Below are 21967 nucleotides of genomic sequence, written 5' to 3' on the forward strand. Positions count from 1 at the left end.
TCCACTTATGAACTCTTGGTGTTTCTGGTCGTAGTAAATAAGGGGTATTTTGTATGAGTAATGGTGATGGACTTATTAGGAGTTTGGTGGATGGAGATCTTGAAGGATTCAGACAAGGATTTGAATCTTTTTTAGATCAATGTCCATCTTTCTTGTATCATGTAAGTGCAGGTCGTTTCCTTCCTGTATTCTTTTTTAGTATGTTTTCTACTGCACATGATGCTAATATCTTAAATGCAAATGAGAGAGTCTATTTTCGTTTTGATAACCATGGTGTTAATCCACGTAATGGTGAAAATCGAAATACGGCAAACCTAAAAGTTGCTGTTTATCGTGACGGACAGCAAGTTGTCAGATGCTACAGTATTTCTGATCGTCCTAATAGTGATGGGTTGAGGTTCAGTACAAGGGAGAGAAATGCTCTAGTACAAGAGATTAGACGGCAAAATCCAAATTTAAGGGAAGAAGACCTAAATTTTGAGCAATACAAAGTATGCATGCACGGAAAGGGCAAGAGTCAGGGAGAGGCAATTGCAACGGTATTCGAGGTAATTCGTGAAAAAGATCGTCAAGGTAGGGATAAATTTGCCAAATATTCAGCATCTGAAATCAATCTTATTAGACGGCTCTTAGGAGATCACAGACTAACAATTAAGGAAATAGAAGGAAGACAACTCAATCAAAATCAGCGTAGACAACTTGGTAGGTTGGTCAATTTTGCGCAAGTAGCACAGGGTCAACAAGGAATTGATAATTTTATGGAAATGCTAGCGAGTGATAGAAGACAAGATGTAAGAGATAGAATACGCAGAGAAATTTTGCCATACATAACTGACATCTATAATAATTACAGACAAGTACTGGAAAATAATATTGAAAATCGCAATCAAAGATTTGAGGGTCACGGGTTTTTATTAGGTTTCTTAGCAAATTTTAGTCATCGCTATACAATAGGCATCGATCTTGATTTATCTCCTAGAAACACACATGTTGCATTTCTTGTACGTCATCAAGCAGAAAGAGAAAATATTCCTATTGTTATTAATCTTGCTATATTTGACACACCGTCAGATGTTACATTAAACTGTGCCATAGGCTACGCTGGAAGGTTACACACTTCTTCATTTATACCTATCCATACTGAATCAAGAAATACTGTCTGTGTTGGATTAAATTTTAATTTAGATCTAGATCCTTTTAGTGTTGATACAGTAGAACTTCAACAGGATAGATTTCCTTTAGTACAAAGATTATTTGAGTGTTTGGAGAATGAAGGCATTAGAGAAAATGTTAGAGATTTCTTGCTTCACCATCTTCCTGCTGAAATACCAAGAAATGCAGAGAATTATAATAGAATATTTGATTGCATAACTGGCTTTGCTTTTGGAAGTAGTGCTTTTGATAGGCACCCTTTAGAACTAGAAGAGGAAGACGAAGCACCTATAACAAAGTACATATTTAGACATGGTGATGAGGGTTTAAGATGTTTAACTATGGTCTTTCATGCTGAAGGTTCTGATATAGTTATACTTCATATTAGAGCTCACGATGCGCAACAACAAGGAGCCATCAATTTACAGACTCTTAATGTTAATGGAAATGATGTTCATGTGTGGGAAGTTTCATGCACACTTAATAATCAACTTGAACTAGATATTGATCTACCAAATGACCTTGGTTTATATCACGATTACCAAAATAATAATGCAAATAATTTTCTTGCTGGTGATCTTGTACAAGTGCCCAATACTGAAAATGTACATAATACTTTAAATCAAGTTGTGAATGATGGCTGGAAAAATATAGCTCAGCATAGAGGATTATTTCAAGAGATCTCTGGAGCATTGATGCCGCTTGTGGATACAATAAATGTTAATAGTGAGGATAAGTTCCGTTCTATACTACATGGTACATTTTATGCTAGTGATAATCCTTATAAAGTGCTTGCTATGTATAAAGTTGGTCAAACATATAGTTTAAAAAGGGGGCAGGAAGAAGAAGGAGAAAGGGTAATACTCACAAGAATTACAGAACAGAGATTAGATCTTTTATTATTAAGACAACCTAGAGAGAATGACCTAGATACTCACCCAATTGGATATGTGTTAAGACTTGCTAATAATGCAGAAGAAGTAGGACAACAGCAAAATGATGCGAGACAAGAAATCGGAAGACTTAAGAAACAACACAGAGGATTTATACCTATTACTTCTGGAAATGAGGTGGTTTTGTTTCCTATTGTGTTTAATAGAGATGCACGCGAAGCAGGTAATCTTATACTTTTCCCAGAAGGGATAGGAAGAGAAGAGTATGTACACAAGCTTGATCGTCATGTTCGCGGTTCAAGACCAGGAGGATTAGTGGGACCTGAAAGTGTTATTGATGAGAATCCACCAGAAGGTCTATTATCAGATCAGACTCGTGAAAACTTTAGGCGTTTTTACGAAGAAAAAGCACCAGGACAAAATTCGATTTTTTTGCTTGATATAGGCGACAATCTACATGTTCCGTTTAGTTACTTGCAAGGTACTAGAGCACAGGTAATAGAAACATTAAAGTCAAGAATAAGGGGAGGTGGTACTCCTACAGCACAAGGAATATTACAACAAATAAATGCTATCCTTCGTAGAAACAACGCTCGTGAGATAGAAGATGTGCATGATCTACTTGCACTAGACTTTGCAACAGATAATCAAAATTATCGTTATTGGCTACAAACTCATGACATGTTTTTCGCTGCACAACAATATACTTTCTATGATGATCGATCTAATCCAACTAATAATCGTCATGATTTTACAATAACTTCAGTAGGAGTCGATGGAAATCAAAATGATCCAACAGGTAGGGGCTTATTAAGTAGTCACATAGCTAACTTTAAACAAAAAGTAGATTCGGGTGAAAAAGATAGATTAATTGCTATTATTAATGTAGGTAATCGTCATTGGGTTACATTAGTTATTGTACACCAAAATGGAAATTATTATGGGTATTATGCTGATTCACTTGGTCCAGATAGTGGTATTGACAATAATATTCGAGGAGCTTTAAGAGAATGTGATATTAACGATGATAATGTCCATAATGTTTCCGTTCATCAGCAAACAGATGGCCATAATTGTGGCATATGGGTATACGAAAATGCTAGGGATATTAACCAAGCTATTGATCAAGCTTTACAGGGAAATAATAACTTTGGAGAGAAAGGTGAGGGTATTATAGGTTATATACGTGGTCTTCTTAGTGTAGGCATTGGAAATGACACTAGACAATCTCAAAGAAATGAACAATACTTTAAAAATCGGAGAAGAAATATTTCACAATTATTCCAAAATGATCCTCTATCTTCTCCTAGGGGTAGACTGATTCAAGATCATCCAGGAATTCAACATGAAATTGATCCATTACTATTACAATTTTTAGGACTCCAATACCCACAGCGTGGAGGTGGAGGAGCATTACAATTAGGCGGAGAAAGAGTGATATCAATTGATTTTGGTAACCCGCAGTCTGCATTAGATAAAATTGATGGAGTGAGTAGAGTTTATAACCATAGCAATAGTAGAGGTAGTAGGTAGAAGTTAATAGGTGGATGAAGTTTTCTTTACTCTATATTTACGCATTGGTTGTAATCGGTCTTCTAGGTTGTTTCTGCATATTTTATCTTACTATTACCCACAAATATAAATGTTTGTTGCGTAGCTCTTAATGGCATAACTTTTGCTTGAAATAACTGTTTATATGGTGCAATTTACAGCTTTTAGTTGCTAAAATTATAACTCTTAGTTTAATAATTTTAATCCAATAAGCTTTCAGGTTAATAAAATTAAATTATTTGAGTAAATACAATACTATGTTTTTATTTGTGGGTAATAGTAAGATATTTTATGGTGGTGTTTATTAACAATAATATAGAAGACTATTATTAAGACTCTTGTCCGTAAAGCACCTTCATTTGCTCCTCTCATGAGAGTGATATTTCCTTCAAATCAGCTAGTTTTAGATGCTGAGGTTGTGTGCCGTTTAAAATGGCTTCCTTAATTTTGGGTATCAAATAATTTAAACGTAAGACCCATTGTAAAAGATAAGATTTAATTTGAAAGAAAAATTGATGTGGTTAAAACTTGACCTTGCGCAGTATAGGAATATTTTTTATAAAAAGAACAATATCGATTTGAAATGTAAAATTATCATAAATTTTTCTTTTTATTCTCAAATGAATTACTATTAATTCAGTAAACTATATTATTAATATCTCAAGTAAATCAACCATTTTCAGCGCTCAAAACCAAGTGCGGTGAGAACAAGTTTTTTTGGTATGGATTGGACTACCAAACGATACGTGCGAACTTTTCTATATAGTAATTTTACTATACCGCAAAACCAGCTATAATAGCCTACTTCAGCTAAATTCACATATGAACTAATTTACCTAGCTTCGGTGCAAATAATTTCAAGCTTTTACTTTTATAACCCCATTTTTACACAACGCGTTCTCACAAATACACGATCATTTTTTATGTCTTTTGGAGGAAGTAAATAATTCAATTTGTTGTGATGCTAAAGGAACCCATGTTCTCTATATGAATGTAAATATTTTTCATGCTTTCAACCAGCAGCAATTTTACTATTATTTAAGCACTAACATAATAACATTAGATAATGGTGTTGGGTACACAAATGGGTGTTAGAATGAACTATGCAAAAGTTACTAAACGTATTGCAGCGTATTTAGTTGACCAAGCAATATTCCTAGTCTGCTGTTCTTTCTTTTTTTTATTAATTTCATTTATATTACCAGAAGAATCTTTTACTAACTTTTTTAATTATATCTTTCCTGATACTGATACTGATACTGATACAGACCTTATATCAGAGCGATATGAAATATTAGAAGACTTAGATATATTATTGGAAGATTTAGTATATATAGCATTAGAAGTATTAATGATAACAAAACTTGGTTGGACTCCAGGAAAATTACTATTTGGTATATACATAAAGGATGCAACCACACTGAAAAATATTGCTTTTATGCAAGTAGTAATAAGAAGCACTTTCAAGACGTTTTTGTTTGTATTTTTTGATACTTATGAGTGGTTTTTAATTTTACCAATATTGATCCTAATACTTGTGCCTGTAATATTTGATCAACGTAAGCAGTTTTTCTACGATAAAATTGCAAAAACAGTAGTAATGGATTATAGATCTGAAGAATGCTATCCAAAATTAAACTGTGTATATGTGGGGATCACTAGACGCGCTATAGCATATATTATTGATCATTTCATTATTAAGGGAACTCTTTTAGTCTTTGTTTTTTTTCTTGCAGAAATGACTTTTTTACCCTTTAAATTTAAAGTATTGATCATGTGTTTACGTATTTTGCTATCAATTCTTTTAGAAGTATTAATGGTGAAAAGATTTGGTGGCACTCCAGGACAATTGCTGTGCCGTATTCGTATAAAAGATGCAGATACAATTGAAAATGTCACTCTAACACAAGCAATAATCCGGTGCGTTTCGTTTGAAGTGATTTGCTCATCCATATTCATTATGAGGAGATTTTCTGTTATGTTTGCTTATGAATGGTGGTTTGATCCTTTACCAGATTTAATCCTTATGACCATAATGCTAATTTTTATGTGTGCAATATCTGATCAACGTAAACAGTTTTTTCATGATAAAATTGCAAAGACAGTGGCAATATATCACAAATCTTCAAGATAATTTTTCTCCTTGCTGTACGTTACATGCCTACTGTGGTTGATGTGATTCTTTCAATGCCAAATAAACTACGTGATTTCTTGCAATAAAATCAATTTTCTAATCCATGTGGAATTTGTCAAAAAAAATTGTTGACATTAAAAATATCTGCGTTACAAGTAAGGCTATACTTAGTATTTACATAAATTGTTTACAATCATTTAGTTTTATAGTGGGGGTAATTTTTTAGTTACACTTAAGGGAGGGTGAAATGGGTATAGGTCAGCAACAGTCAACTGGTGGCACAGCTACAAGAGATAATACCATTCAGTTGTTACGGTCTAGCACTTTAAAGCAAAAAAGTCTTAGTGATAAAATTAGTGATGTAGGGGTAAGTGGGCTAATAGATGATACAGTTAAACTTAGTCGTTCAAAGCGAAGTAAAAAAGGTAAGAAAGGTTTAAATAAACAGCGTGTACGGAATAGGTGGAATACGAAGAAGAATAGGGAGAGAGATCGGGAAATAGTAGGCGAGGCTGCAGATTATTTTGATGGTTATGAAGATCAACTTATTTACAACAGAACGTCACAGGGGGCTACTACTCAAAATAGCCAAACAGTGATGTCTCTAGAACAGCTTAACTTAGAGCTAATTAATGCTGTAAAACGATCTAATCTTAATGAGGTTAAAGAGTACATTAATAAAGGAGCTGATATAAATACTAAAGATAATCATGGTAAAACACCTTTGCATATAGCTGCTAGGAGAGGTCTTTTAGATATAGCAAAGTTTTTATTAGATAAAGGGGCTGACATTGGTGCTCAAAATGAAATGGGCTACACACCTCTGCATTTGGCTGCTAAGCAAGGTAATTTAGATATAGTAAAATACCTTATAGAAAAAGGGGCTGATGTTGATGTTTATCAAGGCGGATGGGGTTATAGCACTCCTCTTCACTTGGCTGCTGCAAAAGGTCACTTAGATATAGTAAAATACCTTATAGAGAAGGGCGCTAACCCAAAAGCTACTGATAGTAATGGCAAAACTCCTATGCAAAGGGCTGCTCAGAAAGGTCACTTAGATATAGTTGGATATCTTGCGGAGAGAGTGCAGCAAGTTACAGAAGTACCACAGGCTACAGAAGGGCAACATACTACGGAAGGACAGCATGTTACGACAGAAGTACAACAAGTTACAGAAGCGCCACGTGTTACAGATGGAAAGTGCGCTGCGGACAGGTATAGATACGTATCTTTACACTCAGCCGCTGCGCTAGGTGATTTAGGTATGGTAAAATATTTTGTGGAAAAAGAACGTACTTATGTTAGCGATCAAAATAGATATGGTGATACACCTTTACATTTAGCTGCTGGATGTGGTCACTTAGATATAGTAAAGTATCTTATGGGAAAAAGAGCTTATATTTATTCTAAAAATAATGTTGGCTACACTCCTTTACACGTAGCTGCTGAAAAAGGTCACTTGGATGTAGTAGAATATCTTGTAGAAAACACTGATTTAATGGCTGCTAAAAGTGATTATGGCTACACTCCTTTACATTTAGCTGCTGCAAAAGGTCACTTGGATGTAGTAGAATATCTTGTAAAAAAAGGGGCTGACTTAGATGCTAGGAATGTATATAGAGATGCACCTTTACATTTAGCTGCTGAAAAAGGTCACTTAGATGTAGTAAAATATCTTATAGAGTCAGTAGTTGATATTAACGTTCGAGAAGGGCATTGCAATAGAGCTTTGCTCTCATCCGCTATGAATGGTAATTTAGATATGGTGAAGTATCTTATAGAAAATGGTACTGATATTAATGCTAAAGATAGCTATGGAAACACAGCTTTACATAACGCCGCTAACAATGGCCGCTTAGATGTAGTGAGATACCTTGTAGAGAAAGGGGCTGATGTTAATGCTAAAAACGATGATAATAAAACACCTTTAGACCTTGTAAAGAAGAGCAACATTGATGAATATCTACGAGGTTTAAGTGCTAGTCGTAACCGCCGTAGTATTGAATCTAAAGACTTGAGTCAGCCCATAAATGGGACAAGTAAGCTACCATTATGGATGAGCAGTATTGTCAATTGGGTTAAGGGTTCTACAGAAGCTCCAGCTCTACTTACTTCTAGAGGGCATGATAATACTACTGTTACAGCCGTACCGGAAATAAATACTACTGTAGTAAATAACACAATCATGCTAGGCATTCTAGCCACTGGTCTGTTTAACAAAACACAACATAAGCAACCAATTCATGAAAATCTTTTGTCACCAAGAGAACAGTCGATGAGGTTGAATAACATAGATGAGAACATGATTATAAGATCTATACAACAGGCTGAAGAAGATCTTAGAGATCCTAACACTGACATGGATGAAGTGAAAATCAGTGGTAACAAGACTGGAATGTGGAAATAAATAGTTACTGTACCTCCCATACCAAACTTGAAAGTGTATCTGTATGGTATACAGTTTTAATGTGGGAGGTCAGAAAAGAGGCTTTTGTTATGGTATGTAATATTATGTGTCCTCTTTGTCGTTATTTTGGATAGTTTATTAAATTCTTAATAGGTAAGGATTTCTCTGGAATGCTAAAAGTTTTATAAGCTTAAATTAAGGGGAAAATGGCAGGGGATTTGAGTATTTAGTTAATAATTTATAGCTTCTTTTAAAGAAATTATCTTATTTTTTACTGGCAGACAGCTTGCTTAAACCCGTAAAACTTCTCCATCTGCTCACTCCACAGCATCGGTATTTCTCTCAATTCCACTAACTTCAAACCTCTTGGCTGTCTTCCACTTACTATATCTTCTTTAATTTCTGGTGCTAAATAGTTCAACCTCAAAATTTGCTGTATACGTCTTGTACCTATATTAATTTTGGTACTCAGCTCTTTTATATTTGCGTATTTACCTTCTTCTAGTTGCCGTTTCCACGAATGGGCTCTTACCACTGCTTTCAGTAACGCATTATTTGTTTTTCCTTCTGGTTCGATTAATGTGCATTTGTTTCCTTTCTTTTTTATTGGTATAAATTCTACCTTATTCTCTGAACTCACCTCTATCACCTCTCCTTTTACCATCACTCCCTTTATTAACTTCTTCACTACTTCTTTCTGCTTTCCAAAACTTAAATTTTTCCATTCTTCTGCTTTTTCTGTCCAATTTTCATATAGCTGTTCAGCTCTCTTCATCACTTCTTTTTCTACTTCTCCTGCTATTACATTTCGGTTTTCTGATTCACAACCTTTTCCCCTTAAATGATTGTTGCATACGTAATATCGATATCTCTTATTCTCCTTTTTTGCATATGTCAGTGTCATATTTACACCACAGCTCTTGCACTTAATTATTCCCTTTAGCAGAGCTTCTTCATATTTTGCTTTTCTATATGGCTGATTCTTTATCAATTCCTGCGCTTTTTGCCACTTTTCTTCCTCTATTATTGCTTCATGTTTTCCTTCATACTCTTTCTCATAATGTCTGATTTTTCCCGTATATATTGGATTTGTTATTATTCTTCTCACCGTTGCCTTTTTAAAGATATCTGATTTCGTTCTGTAACCTTGACTATTCAATTCCCTTGCTAGTTCTGCCATTGACTTCAGCTCCAAATATCTTTCAAATATGTGCCCTACTATTTTCGCTTCTTTCTCATTTATTATTAATTCTTTATCTTTTACATCATATCCAAGCGGCAAAGTTCCACCCATCCACAATCCCTGCTCCTTTGATGTTGCTATTTTGTTTTTTACTCTCTCTACTATCATTTCTCTTTCTAGTTGTGCTGCTCCTGACAATACTGTTTGTACAAATTTTCCCATTGGCGTATTATTGTCAAATATCTGTGTTACTGCTACAAAATTTACTCGATGCCTTCTAAAAAATGATGTAACTTCTATGCTGTCTTTTGTTTCTCTTGAGAGCCTATCTAGCGTATATACTATTACACAATCTACTTCCCCTGCTTTCACATCTTCAAATAATTCCTTTATTGCTGGTCTTTCTAAATTTTTCCCTGAATATCCACCATCATCGTACCTTTTTGCCAATGCTACCCAGCCTTCTCTGCTCTTTATGTACTTTTCACATGCTACACGTTGCGCATCAAGACTATTAAATTTTTGTTCTAGACCATCTTCATTTGATTTTCTCGTATATATTGCACATCTTACTTCTTTTAGCATTTTCAACTTCCATTTTTATCACGCATTCCAAATAATAAAGGTCCATTGTAACTCATTCCCATTATTTTTCCGGCTACTGCTGACAATGACGTAAAAAATTCTTCTCTGTAGATTAAACCCTTATCTGTTACCATTACTGCATGTGTCTTTTCTCCTCTTTCTAATATTAGCTCTGTTCCCTCTACTGGCAGTTTGTCACTACTTATTCTTTTTCCCTTCTCTAGCCGATCTGCCAGATACTCTAGTCTTTTTGTCCCCTTTCTTGACATTTCTCCATACGCTTTTTCCTGCATTCTATAAGCTAATCTTGGTATCAGATATTTCTTTGAGTATCTAGGCGCCTCTTCCCCAAATACCTTCTTCCACATTTTTCTCAGCTCACCCAAAGGTTTTCTCTCTAAATTCATTACTTTCTTTTCTATTTCTTTCTCCATATTTTTAGCCCTTCATAAATAGCTTTTCAATTCTGTCTATTTCTTTCTTCAATATTTCAGTGATCTCCTTACTGTTTTTCGCATAATCCATTGCTGTCATTCCAAATTTATCCGCTTGTTCTATTTCTCCTCCAGCCTTCACTAATTCTTTCACTATCTCTTTTTCGCCTATCATGCATGCAAGGTGCAGCGGTGTGCATTTATTTCCATATTCTTCCGCATTTACATTCCCTCCTGATTTTATCAATTCCCTCACGATTTCTAGACGTTTCTCCGTTACCGCTAGGTGCAGTGCTGTGTGTCCTTCTACATCTGCTGCATTCACATTCGCTCCTTTTTCGACTAATAACCTCACTGTTTTTGCGTCTATTGCATAATGTAGAGCTGTTCTGTCTCTTTCATAAATATTTTCATATGAGTTCTCTAATAATTCTTTTGCTGACTTATTAAATTTGCCAAGCTTTAACATAATCCACCTCACCTTTTCTTTAAATTTAAATCCCTCTTTTAAACCTTCCTTTTCGCTACCTCATCTATCATTTCGTTCACTTGGCTCATTATCTTGCTTGCTAAATTTTGACATTCTTTCTTTATTAGCGATTTGTCTCTCTTCCTTATTTCTTCTATCTCTATTATTTTTAACTCCGGCAAATAACTCCCATTCAACATGTCTGCTATTTCTCCCACTAGCCTCTCTATTCCATAGCACGTCAGTTCTCTACTTTTTGTTATTCCTCCTTGTTCTCTCAGAAATTTACTCGCCTCTTCACTCTCTTTGCTATCACATAGACGATACTTTTTACTTTCCCAGATGTAATACATTGGTGTTGCACCGTACTTATTCAGTTGATTAACTTCAGCTCCCGCTTTTACTAGCTCTTTTATTATTTCAACTCCTCCTATTTTGCACGCAGAGTGGAGTGGCGTACATCCACTGACATATTGAGTGACATTTACTTCTGCTCCCGACCTTAGCAGCACTTTTACATTTTCTAAGCTTTTCGCAAATACTGCACAGTGTAGTGGCGTATAACCATTTTTATCTCTTGCATTTACCTCTGCTCCTTTTTTTATTAATAATCTCACTGTTTTGTAATCAGAGATTTCTACTGCTTGATGCAAGATCGTCTCTCCTTCTTCATTTCTTTTATTAATATCGTTACTTGATACTTCTTTAAAAAACTTACTCTTGCTAAAACTCATTTCATACCTCACAAAATTAGCTTTTCTAGCGCCAGACAAATTTCTTATATTTACCTGCTGCTATTCAAGTCATGTCCGTTTTAGCATAAGAAAGCAAGTCCTTTTCTTTTTATTTCATACATTTTAACCTATTATTAATATAATATATGAGGATCTAAATATAAGTACTTAACTTATTAGACATATTACTTGACTATTTTTCCAACTTCTGTGCAAATGTCGATGTTCGTGCCACTTCAGTACTCCTGGGTAAAATACTAAAATGTAATTTTCTAATTCATGTATCGAATCTTTTTGGTCTGAATCTAAATCGTTTTCATACTTAATATTGTGTTCTGCTAAACCATATTTTGTAATCTTCTGATCTGTATAGTTTTCTATTTTGTAGTGGTGAGTAACGCTAAACCTTTCTAAAATTGGCTTGTGTTTTAAACTCCAATGCTGCCCTGAAAGTTTATCGCTTCCCAATACAAATTTATTTCCTCTTTCTTCTACGCTACTAACTGGAAAGCACGTATTTATGTCTCCTAAATCACAACTGTCTGATAATACTATCTGCGCTTTTGCAAATTTAATCGATGGTAATAAACTCTGTGGTAATGGATATAGTGCTTTTAAGTTGTACCACAAATGATCTCTTTCATAGATGCCTTTATAATCCCTTGTGTGAGGCTCGGTTTCTCCAAGGATTGCTACATCTAGGCGATATATATCATTGCTTAAAGCTCGTTCATAATGATCGCGTAGATAGTTTTCTATAATCCTAATAACTGGACCACTAGACCTGAAAAAATTTATTCTTCCAAACGATAACACTGGCCCATCTTTTTCAACTTTTCTACCTGAGTAATCCGACAACAAACTTCCAAAAAAGCTTTCATCTAAAATAAACCTGTCAACATTGTAGTGATCATTGAAAATCCTCATTAGCCTTGATCTTGCTGGTAATGATAGTTTTGCAAGTTCTACTACTGCATCCACAAAAAAGTCATTTGGAACATCCTTTATTCCTATTTGCAACTCGAAAAAATGTTTACCGGGTGGCTCTTCAATAATTGTAATATCTTCTATATTTGCCCACTTGAGTGCTATTTTGAGTGATGCTGGGGTTCCACGTAGTCTTTGAAATTTTACTCCTTCTACTACGGCTTTTCTTCTATCTTTTACCCAACGCAGTATCTCTTCTAAACCATATTCTTCTATTATCCACGGCAATGTTTCTTCTTTAAGACTAAACTTAAATCCTCTGATACAGTTTGGATCTACTTTATAATCTATCGCATCTACTAGCGCTCTTTCCTGCCTTGTTGCATTTGGTGGCAGTAACATTACTCAATCTTTAAATTTCTCAAATTTGCACATTCATTTCCCAGAACCACAACATCCTCTTTTGGCTCGATTAATTCTACGTTTTCTACACCATCTACAAATAAATTCGCTATTATCCAAGATCTTGTCACACTCCACCCTAATCTTTTTGCTAATTCAAACTTCTTAATAAACTGCTTCTTGATTTCTTCCTCTGATATTACAGGACTCATGCTCATTCTGCTGTGAATATCTATTTCCGTAATATTGCAACCCATCACTTTTACTGTATCGGTTAAAACCCTTATATCATCTCTAGTAACTTGCTTTCTTACAATTTCAAGTAGCTCTTCTAACACTATGCCAGTTGTGGATAATTGTGTTGATAAGATTGAAATTTGTACTTTTCCTGGTATAGGTGATTCTACTAGTGCATCTTTTACTCTACTATCTGCTGAGAGTGCTTGAAACCGATAATGCTCTTTACTCCCTCCTGTGCTTGAGCCAACTATTCTTGCCTTGATTCTTTTTCTGAAGCGTTCATCTTCTTCTCCATCTTGCCTCTCTGCTCCATAAAACTCAGCCAAATTATCAAGATCTTCTCCTGTCGCAAATTTAAGTAAGTTACTCTTTACTGCTTCATTTATTCTTTCTCTGAGTAACAACTCTCTCCATGCTGCCACCTCCAGAATCTTTATCGCTGGATCACTTTCAACTAATGCTGTAAAACTTGTGTCTCGATTTACTAACTCTTCTTTCATTCTCGAAAATATTTCCTCATAGCTTAGTTTTTCAATAATATTAGATGTCTGCATTTCTAAACAACTATTCCACTAATACCTATGAATTTGCCTTCTGAAAGATACATACCTTCAAGTACAAGAGTCATTTTTCCTTCTTTAGCTTCAGCAATCTTTACTTTTTCTAACTTAAATCTCTTCTCAAATTTCCCCAGTGCTTCTGCTGTTGCTGCATAGATTTCCAAAGTTAAATCTCTATTTATTGGCTTATCTACTAATTCAAATAATCGAGAACCATACTCTCTTCTCATAATACGTGATCCAATAGGAGTGGTTAAAATATCAGTAATTGATTGTTTTAAATGTTCTATTCCTTCCAATTCCTTTCCCGTGCTAGCATTCATGCCTCTCATTCTGCAAATACATTTTTGCTAACACCTATCACTTTAAAACTACACGATACCAAGTCTCCTGTTCTTGTTACTCCCATACCGTTCACAAATACGCTGTTTGACCCTTGCGTTAGTGTCTCCCCTATAGTCAAGATATCACCCCTACGACACACAGATCTACTATTTACAAATACGTCTTCACTTCCACTCATACAAACATGAACCGGTATTCCTGTACAATTATCCCCTACACAAACGATTGCTTTACCCATATGCTAGTTTAGATCTATTCTCCTTCCCTTAAGTTTTATTCTTTCTTTTGTCATTTCTATACTCGATTCTCCAGCTTTCAGTGTTATTTTATCTACTACTTCAATCTCTAAATGATGTTTATCTTTATCGTATGACAACTTTGTTCCATCTTGAAATGTTAAGCTACTCACCTCTTTTTTATTCTCTGATGCAGGGTATTTTTCCTGGTATATCCCTCCTAACACCACTCCTAACGATAATTCGCCAAGAGGAGAAAATATCATAACCTGTTCACCGATATCTGGTGGAGACCAATCTCTATCTTTTCCTGCTTTGCTCGTTATCCATGGTAAATAATCTGTTAAAAATTCTCCTATTTTAACTCTTACTTTTGCTTTTTCATAATCTATTTCTTTTACAACTCCTATACGAACAATGTTGGCCACTTTCCTCTGTAGTTCCGAAATTGCAAAATTATTTTCTAACATTTATTTCACCGATTTCTATTTTGTGTGGCATAAATTTTCCTTCTTTCCAAATAGATCGTCCTACGTGTATTGTATGCACCCATTCAACCATCCACACGAGATACGCATCTAATTCTGGCCTAAATCCGTCAATTTCCGCAGAGATAAATTCTCCTGGTGAAACATTTTCCACGTTCCAAGTATTTTTATTCACTACTCTTGCTACTTCTGCTGCTAATGTTCTGACAATAATAGGGGCATTTTCTATTGTGCTATCAATCACAATTCGTGCTTCAAATCTTGCTTTCAGTGCTAATTCCTCTGTTCCTGGATCTTTTCCCGATTCTAAACTCACAAGCTCTACAAATAACGCTGGCGCTAATAATTCTTTTCTTATCGATGGATAAATTTCACAAGTTTGAATTGCTGGTATTTCTCTCTTCAGCGTGGTACAAATTTTATCATGTAAATCTTTCAAATTCATCCTTTATAGCTCAATTCACGTTCAAAAAATTTTGTAAAGACTTTCTCAACTTCATAATTAACAAGATTCCCTACTATCCTTGAAGCCTCAGGTTCGAGTGACAATTTAACTTCCTTTATTGGCAATGCTGCTCTTCCTTCACGTTTAAACATACCGCTATTTCCTTTTGGCATAACTGCTGCAAATCCTCCTATAAACTCATGCTTTCCTACTTTCGATCCTCTTCTTGTTTTTTGTATTTTGCCAATTGCCGATGCTCTAATGTCATAGAGATTTGCTCTAATTAACACTTCTAATCTGCTAGTTTTCGCCTTAAAAATTCTTAGCCTTCTTCTCATTAACGTCAATTTTATCTTCTTTTCCTCACTAATTTCCTTAGCTGCTTGCGCTTTTAACCATAGTGCCGTTTTGTTTAATGCCTTTACCGTTGCTAATTCTACTTTTCTTCTTTTAGCATTTACACTTTCTATTACCTCAACTTCTATATGAATAGACATTTTACACCCCAGACGCTTTTATTTTCCACGTTATTCCAGACTTGTCTCTAAGTGGCGGTGAGTGTACTTTATATCTTCGATCACCTATAACAAAAACATCTCCTACTATTGGCTTTAACAGTAGGGTCGAGAACTGGCGCGCCTCTTTAGGGTTTGGTGGCTGATCCATTATTTTCATGTTGGGCCTCAATCCAAAATTCCCATATTCACGTTTCCAGCTCCCGCCTCATCAAACGCAGCATGCAGTTTTCCCGCACTACGCTTTCCTAGTAGATTCTTTACCAAAATTTATAACATATTGTGCTGGTGATGCTTTCGGAATGTAATATCTTATTCTGTAGTCCGAATATAGACCCAGGGTTTTATATATCCATTCTCTACTCCACCTCTTCCAGCCAAATCCTTTTCTTGCTTTTCTGGCTTTCATTAAATTGCGTCTTATTTTCTTCTCTACCCAATGCTTCACGTAGTGAAAGCTTCGACTTGAGTTTCCAATCCTAAAATAGTTTATCCACCCTCTCAATATCGGATTAATGATATGAATCACTCTCTCTATTGGTTGCGATTTATGCCAACGAAATACTTCCTTCAACTTGTGAAGTAGGTTTGTTCGTGCTTTCATCTGTGGTGTTGTTTCTACCGTCCATTTTCCTTGTTTTGTAATTTTCTCTCGAAAATTGAATCCTAGAAAGCTGAACTTTTCCCCTTCTTTTAGGTTAACAACTTTTGTCTTTTCTTCATTTACTTCTACTTCTATTTTTGCTAATTCCTCTTGTAACCTTTTGTATACTGACTTTTCCAGCCATTCCCATTTTGGGTGTCTATCTATCAGTATTACTAAATCGTCTGCCCATCTTGCGTATTCTATATGTTGATATTTTCCTTCTTTGGTCACCTCTTTTGCTTTCTCTAGCATTTTATCTACCTCATTGAGGTATATATTGCTCAATAACGGCGAAATCGTTGATCCTTGCGCTATTCCTCGTTTTCCTCCCATCTTGAGGATTAGCTTGATCAAGTGCATGATTTCTTTATCATTTATTCTCTTGGCAATCTTTTCCATAAGAATATGATGTCGCACATTATCAAAGTAGGATTTCAGATCTATGTCAATAGCTTTTGTATTGTCTTTGATTGCTGCTTTCTCTACCCTTTTTATTGCTTCATGCGCTTTTCTCTTAGGTCTATATCCATATGATCCGTCCTGAAAGTCAGATTCGAATATTGGTTCAATTATTAGCTTTAGTGCACTTTGCACTATTCTATCACGGATGCAGGGTATGTTCAATGCTCTGAGTTTTCCCCCAGCTTTTGGTATTTCCTTTCTCCGGTTCCTATTTGGGCTATAGGTCTTGGTTATTAGTTCATATCTTATTTGTTGGAGATACTTTTCTAAGCCTTCTGCTTCTATCAATTCGAATGTCACTCTGTCAATTCCTGGTGCCCCATTACTCCTCTTTGTTAGCTTGTAGGCTTCTTTCAGTGTTTCCATTTTGCAAACATGAACATAGATTCCCCAGAATCGCCATTCCGGTTCTGCCTTCGCTTTGGTATATATCTTTCTTCTCAGGTCTTGTAATTTTATTGGCATTTTTATCATTTTACCTTTACCTCCCTTTTGTTAAAAGATTTCTACTAGTAGGGTACCTTTGCTCCATGAGCATTACCTCACTTCTTCGCTACTACGCACCCATCCGCCACCCTTTCATCTTCGGTTCATTTCCTGTTTCCAGTTATAGAACCTACCTCTCCAAGATATTTCTCCTTGGGATGAGGAGGGCTTCTCCAGTTGTTTTGTATGTCCTTGTTATCGTGCCATCACTATCACCCCGCTGAAGTAGAACAGTTGTATCAGTCGTTTTTCAACCTTCTGTACTGCCTTCACCATTTGACGGCTGGTTCGGCCTTCAGTACTGTGTTTTCGAGGCCACCTATGTGTTCACTTCCGTTATGGCCCGATAACTCGCCTTTATCCTTACGATAACGTTGTCGGTAGGCTTCAGTATCTTGGTTTCCCTCCATACTGCTACCCAAGCTACAGGACTCCGACTCTTATCCTGGTAGGTTTGACTCCTACTGAACATACTTACCTTCTCTGGACGCACCATCAAACGCACTTACTTCTAACGCTAAAGTTTCTTCCACAAATTGTCCTTCACCAATCTCGTATAATTTATCTGGCTGTTGCTTTAATACCTGTACCATATATGACTTATTCTTTGACTCATATAAAGCTAACTCCCCTAAATGGATAAGACAATCTTTAAATAATCGCTTAATACTCTCTTGCATTCTTCTATTTTATTCATTAAGTTTTCATCAGTACGCTATATGCTGATAGAATACTAACTGCCTTTTTGTTGCTCTATCAGTATTTTTATGTTGCAACGACCTTGACCAAAACGGCCGGGCGGTGGCACATTGGCAGAGGGTTCGACTGTGTATGCAAATCAGTCCCTCTATCAAACCTCCTTGGCTCTTGTTTTGCATAAAGTGGTTTTCCTAGTGTATTTACTGTCTCATTAAAATCTGCTGGTGCAAAATATGTTGTAAATGTGCTTGCTGTTCCTAGTGGAAAACAGTGCCCTGTATCTTTCTCAATAAATCTTCTCACGGTTCCTTCAGGGTCAGTTGCTTGTCCTCTATATTCCTCAAATGTTATACCACAAAACGTAAATCCTGATCTCATATCGTCTCGAAGTGCTGCTCCCTCCTGCCATCAACTATGTTTTTTAAAATTTTTTGAATTTAGTCTCATTTGTTGATAATTTTGTATTTTTATTCAATTGAAAAATGTATTTTGGCAACAAAAACCCTAGTTTATACAGAAAGAAATTTATATCAAACAGCAAGCACTGCTTAGATTTTATGGTTAACGAATATGTGCTTTAAATGTGTGTAGACGCACATATTCGTTAACCTATTTTCTATACAGATTTTTTTTATTTCATATTAATTGCTTCTTTAAGTCTTGCATTGGCAATTACTATGATTTTTCGCATTAGAGCTGTTATAGCTACCATCTTCTTTTTACCTCTACCAATAAGATCAGAATAAAAAGCACCAAGTGCAGATTTAGATCTTGCAGCAGCCATAGCAGCTGTGAAAAGCTTTGCACGAACGTTGCTTCTACCACCTGTTATCCTTCGATAACCAATAGTTTTACCGCTTTCTTTTGGATGTGGAGCAACTCCAGCAAGACTTGCAACTTCTTTTTTGTTTAGGTGGCCAAGTTCTGGCATTAGACACACAAAAACTTGTGATAACTTGAGACCTATTCCTGGCACTGTTCTCAAGATTTTTTGACGCTTTTGTAACTCTGGATTTTTATCAATAATTCTTTGTATGGCATCGTTGAACTCATTTATCTGACTGGTAAAAAAGTCTATTGTTTTTTGGCAACTTTCCTTTATATAGTCGTTTTCAGGTGCTGCAAGCCTACATTTCTCTTGAGTTCTCATTTGCGTAATGTCATCACGACGTTGACAGAGTGCAACTAAGGCGGTTTGTTCTTTTGACATACGCACAAATAGAGATAGAGCACTATAGCGTTCAAAACCATATTGAGCAAGGGCTCTTGCATCTGATTGATCTGTCTTTGCTAAAGTTCCATGTGATATGATAAAACTTTTTACTTTACGAGTATTAGCTCGATGTACAGCAACATTCTTATCAACAAGAAAATGTGCTAAGCCAAGCTCATATTTTCCAGTGTTTTCTAAAGTTACTAGAGAATTAGGTAGGATATCTGAAAATTTTTGAAACAACTGTTGCCAACCAGTAGCATCATTGTCAAACTTGATAGCTCTCCTTTGGTTATAAGCTGCAGCAACATTTTTAAATTTTCCGATATCAATGCCAATGAAATTTTGATAAGATGTAATCATAATAAATAACCTCGATAGTTTAATTAATTTAAGATTGTAAACGGGTGCATACATATGTCCCATGCAACTATTCAAACGTATCGAGAGATGGGGCTAGTTTACCTTGATGGCTACGGTTGTAATACCAACTTTCATTCGGTCGCACACGCCCGTGATAGCCCTATTCCTATAGTGAGTAGGGTTATCTTTCCCTCTTATCTCTTTTATATCACATTTTTAACTTACAATCTTTCGTATGCTTCTTTTACTTTTTGGTGAGAGGTTAATGCATCAAAAAATTCAGGACTTACCAGAGCATGTACTCTTTCCATATACTCGCCACTTAAATTATCTTCAATATGCCTTAGTACTTCCATACACTTACGCTTTACATCCGTTGTTGCTGTGCCAAGAGCAAAGTTTACTGTTTTTGCTGTAATACCAAATTCTGTATATAGGTTAAGTAATTCAGACCCATCTGCATCTAAAATTATTCCCTTTAAAGCTCCCATACGAAGATGTTCTAGCGTGATTGCATGTTTGTTTCTCATTGTTTGCAAGTGATCTGTAATTACATCGGCAAACGCTACAAGTTCGTTTTCTGAGCCAAAAGCACGGATTCCTTGAACTTCTTCAGGTAAAACTACATCATCATGTGGAATATGTGGAATTGTAAATGTTCTTACCTTTCTTTTGCCGCGTTTTCCTACTGTTGCTGGTGCTCCGGGTAACTGCGTTGGTAGTAAACTTAATACTCCGTTTTGCTCTTCTATGGTAATATGTCTAAATCTTACTGACCTACTTGGAAACAAGTTTAAATTTTCAACCCGTCCATAATTTATCGGCAATATATTCATCGCATTTGTTAGTGCCGTCATACTAAATGCTGTATTTGTAAATGGATTTTGCATTCTTTTTCTCCTTATTAATTTAAGTTACACTCCCTTGCGGACAATGATCCCTCGTGCTTCAAGTTGCTTTATTGCTGCAGCTTTCTGCTCTTCAGTGATATTTGCTGGCCACACCACTGCATGATCTGCTAGCATTGCACCACGAGTAATAATTACTGCTTTGGTATTTTCCTTTGCGTTTACATCGCTTATTATCACACCTATCGCTGTTTGTGTACCATCTGTGGCAGTTGGATTTATTATCTTAATCATGTTATCTTTATCGAGAGCCACTACTGTACCAAGTTTAAGATTTTGTCCCTTGGCTACTGTTATCTGATCTCTTGAATATAGACTTGATGCCTCATATTTTAATAGGTCACCTAGATTATTTTGTTCGGTTATAGTACTCATTTTGCTTTTCTCCTTTATTTTCTACTTTTGTTATACTACGAATATTCTAAATGCCAGATTGCGCACGACTTCTTGCTACTTGCATCATCAAATCTTCTCCTGAATTCTGTGGTATTGCACTCAGTATCTCTGTCTTCTTCGTTCTCTCTGCAAGTAATTCCATTAAAACTTCCCTTGCTTGCTCAATACTTACACCCTGCTCAATAAATTCTCCTATTTTCTCTGGCATTCGTGATAAGTTACATAAACGTATTAATTCAACAACTTCAGTACGATACTTAGTTAAATTATCAGTTTCTAGGTCAGTTGTAGTTTGTTTATTCATAGTATTTTCTCCTTTGTTAATAAATTCAAAAAATGTTGTAACTCCATCTGCAAGACCTATTTCTACTGCTTTCTCACCAAAATATAGACCTGCTTCAGTATTTTTTATTGCTTGTACAGAAAGTCCTCTGTTTCGTGCTATAAGTTCAGTCAGAATTTCATATAAGCGATTTACTTCCTCCTCTAAACTTTTTAAGCTTTCTAAACTTATAGGTTCATGTGGATTTAAATCATTCTTTCTCTTGCCTGCAAAAATAGTTGTGTATTTTATTCCTTGCTTTTCATCAAACCTACTTTGATCTATATGACTTGCTATTACTCCTATACTGCCAACACCAGAAGTTCTGCTCACAAATACCTTTTCAGCACTTGAAGCTATAGCATATGCAGCAGAGTACGCATCATCATTTGCTATTGCCACAATTCTCTTTTTTGCTCTTGATTCGTAAATAAAATCAGCCAAGTCGAATAAACCGTTTACTTCTCCGCCTGGACTATCTATATCAAGCAGAATAGTTTCTATATCTTTGTTTGATGATGCTTCTTCTATTTCTTCTTGAATTTTCTCATATGATGTCATTCCCAGAAAATCGTCAAAAGCTCCTGGTTTTTTGGTTAAAATTCCATGTATTGGTATTATTGCTGTCTTTTCTATATTGTTCTTTACATAGTGTTTTACGTTTTTAAAGATAGGTTGTTTTCCGTTATATAGTGACAACAGGTCAAAGCTTTTTTGCTCTATCATCATCGGCCTAGATAGCCAGTTGGTTTGTAAAATTTCCATAAAGTAA

19 protein-coding genes and 3 pseudogenes are annotated in these 21967 nt (G+C 35.5%); 3 read left to right on the top strand and 19 right to left on the bottom strand.

All coding sequences use genetic code 11. The features are described 5' to 3' along the window. Positions 1-53: 53 nt before the first annotated feature. The 3 genes from ABWU65_RS01555 to ABWU65_RS01565 all read left to right on the top strand — a co-directional run bounded on the left by ABWU65_RS01555 (position 54) and on the right by ABWU65_RS01565 (position 8137). A complete protein-coding gene (locus ABWU65_RS01555) occupies positions 54-3578 on the top strand; it encodes a cytoplasmic incompatibility factor CifB (RefSeq protein WP_019236548.1) in 3525 nt (1174 codons plus the stop codon). A 1114-nt stretch (positions 3579-4692) separates the two neighbouring features. Continuing rightward, entirely contained in the window at positions 4693-5730 is a 1038-nt protein-coding gene (locus tag ABWU65_RS01560; protein ID WP_353280005.1) for an RDD family protein, read from the top strand. A 247-nt stretch (positions 5731-5977) separates the two neighbouring features. Beyond that, positions 5978-8137 carry an ankyrin repeat domain-containing protein gene (locus ABWU65_RS01565; RefSeq protein WP_353280006.1) on the top strand — a complete coding sequence of 720 codons (2160 nt, stop codon included), beginning with the start codon at positions 5978-5980 and terminating at the stop codon, positions 8135-8137. A 271-nt stretch (positions 8138-8408) separates the two neighbouring features. Here ABWU65_RS01565 and ABWU65_RS01570 read toward each other — a convergent pair whose 3' ends face one another. From ABWU65_RS01570 to ABWU65_RS01660, 19 genes and pseudogenes are all read right to left on the bottom strand, one after another. Continuing rightward, positions 8409-9905 carry a recombinase family protein gene (locus ABWU65_RS01570; protein WP_353280121.1) on the bottom strand — a complete coding sequence of 499 codons (1497 nt, stop codon included), beginning with the start codon at positions 9903-9905 and terminating at the stop codon, positions 8409-8411. Between the two features lie 2 nt (positions 9906-9907). Next, entirely contained in the window at positions 9908-10339 is a 432-nt protein-coding gene (locus ABWU65_RS01575; RefSeq protein ID WP_264685450.1) for a DUF2924 domain-containing protein, read from the bottom strand. Between the two features lie 4 nt (positions 10340-10343). Continuing rightward, positions 10344-10808 carry an ankyrin repeat domain-containing protein gene (locus ABWU65_RS01580; RefSeq protein ID WP_264685449.1) on the bottom strand — a complete coding sequence of 155 codons (465 nt, stop codon included), beginning with the start codon at positions 10806-10808 and terminating at the stop codon, positions 10344-10346. A 38-nt stretch (positions 10809-10846) separates the two neighbouring features. After that, the gene (locus ABWU65_RS01585) at positions 10847-11542 is read right to left on the bottom strand and encodes an ankyrin repeat domain-containing protein (RefSeq protein WP_353280124.1); all 696 of its coding nucleotides are present in this window, start codon (positions 11540-11542) and stop codon (positions 10847-10849) included. A gap of 168 nt (positions 11543-11710) precedes the next feature. Continuing rightward, on the bottom strand, positions 11711-12871 hold the full coding sequence (locus tag ABWU65_RS01590) for a phage tail protein (protein WP_264685447.1): 1161 nt from the start codon (positions 12869-12871) through the stop codon (positions 11711-11713). Beyond that, the gene (locus ABWU65_RS01595) at positions 12871-13665 is read right to left on the bottom strand and encodes a baseplate J/gp47 family protein (protein ID WP_264685446.1); all 795 of its coding nucleotides are present in this window, start codon (positions 13663-13665) and stop codon (positions 12871-12873) included. The genes ABWU65_RS01590 and ABWU65_RS01595 overlap by 1 nt, the downstream gene beginning before the upstream one ends. Positions 13666-13667: 2 nt before the next feature. Continuing rightward, on the bottom strand, positions 13668-14003 hold the full coding sequence (locus ABWU65_RS01600) for a GPW/gp25 family protein (protein WP_264336175.1): 336 nt from the start codon (positions 14001-14003) through the stop codon (positions 13668-13670). Then, the gene (locus ABWU65_RS01605) at positions 14000-14254 is read right to left on the bottom strand and encodes a PAAR domain-containing protein (protein ID WP_015587734.1); all 255 of its coding nucleotides are present in this window, start codon (positions 14252-14254) and stop codon (positions 14000-14002) included. The genes ABWU65_RS01600 and ABWU65_RS01605 overlap by 4 nt, the downstream gene beginning before the upstream one ends. Positions 14255-14257: 3 nt before the next feature. After that, entirely contained in the window at positions 14258-14722 is a 465-nt protein-coding gene (locus tag ABWU65_RS01610; protein WP_214303501.1) for a phage baseplate assembly protein V, read from the bottom strand. Continuing rightward, positions 14709-15185, bottom strand: coding sequence for a hypothetical protein (locus tag ABWU65_RS01615; RefSeq protein WP_264336176.1), 477 nt, complete (start codon positions 15183-15185; stop codon positions 14709-14711). Before ABWU65_RS01615 ends, ABWU65_RS01610 begins: the two co-directional genes overlap by 14 nt. Continuing rightward, the gene (locus ABWU65_RS01620) at positions 15182-15682 is read right to left on the bottom strand and encodes a phage tail protein (protein WP_264336177.1); all 501 of its coding nucleotides are present in this window, start codon (positions 15680-15682) and stop codon (positions 15182-15184) included. The genes ABWU65_RS01615 and ABWU65_RS01620 overlap by 4 nt, the downstream gene beginning before the upstream one ends. A 1-nt stretch (position 15683) precedes the next feature. After that, on the bottom strand, positions 15684-15860 hold the full coding sequence (locus ABWU65_RS01625; RefSeq protein ID WP_264376337.1) for a hypothetical protein: 177 nt from the start codon (positions 15858-15860) through the stop codon (positions 15684-15686). Between the two features lie 78 nt (positions 15861-15938). Next, positions 15939-17282, bottom strand: a complete 1344-nt coding sequence (gene ltrA, locus ABWU65_RS01630) for a group II intron reverse transcriptase/maturase (RefSeq protein WP_264374788.1) — start codon at positions 17280-17282, stop codon at positions 15939-15941. A gap of 506 nt (positions 17283-17788) precedes the next feature. After that, positions 17789-17974: pseudogene (locus ABWU65_RS01635) on the bottom strand (hypothetical protein); the annotation flags it as partial. Positions 17975-18059: 85 nt separating this feature from the next. Beyond that, positions 18060-18401, bottom strand: a pseudogene (locus ABWU65_RS01640) (major capsid protein); the annotation flags it as partial. 223 nt (positions 18402-18624) lie between these two features. Further along, positions 18625-19569, bottom strand: coding sequence for an IS110 family transposase (locus tag ABWU65_RS01645; protein ID WP_353279985.1), 945 nt, complete (start codon positions 19567-19569; stop codon positions 18625-18627). Positions 19570-19796: 227 nt separating this feature from the next. Continuing rightward, positions 19797-20459, bottom strand: a pseudogene (locus ABWU65_RS01650) (major capsid protein); the annotation flags it as partial. Positions 20460-20483: 24 nt separating this feature from the next. Continuing rightward, complete coding sequence (locus ABWU65_RS01655; protein WP_172758369.1) at positions 20484-20852, bottom strand: head decoration protein; 369 nt, start codon at positions 20850-20852, stop codon at positions 20484-20486. A gap of 46 nt (positions 20853-20898) precedes the next feature. Beyond that, positions 20899-21960, bottom strand: a complete 1062-nt coding sequence (locus ABWU65_RS01660) for a S49 family peptidase (RefSeq protein WP_264685443.1) — start codon at positions 21958-21960, stop codon at positions 20899-20901. Positions 21961-21967 lie beyond the last annotated feature (7 nt).

Source organism: Wolbachia endosymbiont (group B) of Silvanus unidentatus (assembly GCF_964028615.1).
GTDB lineage: Bacteria > Pseudomonadota > Alphaproteobacteria > Rickettsiales > Anaplasmataceae > Wolbachia.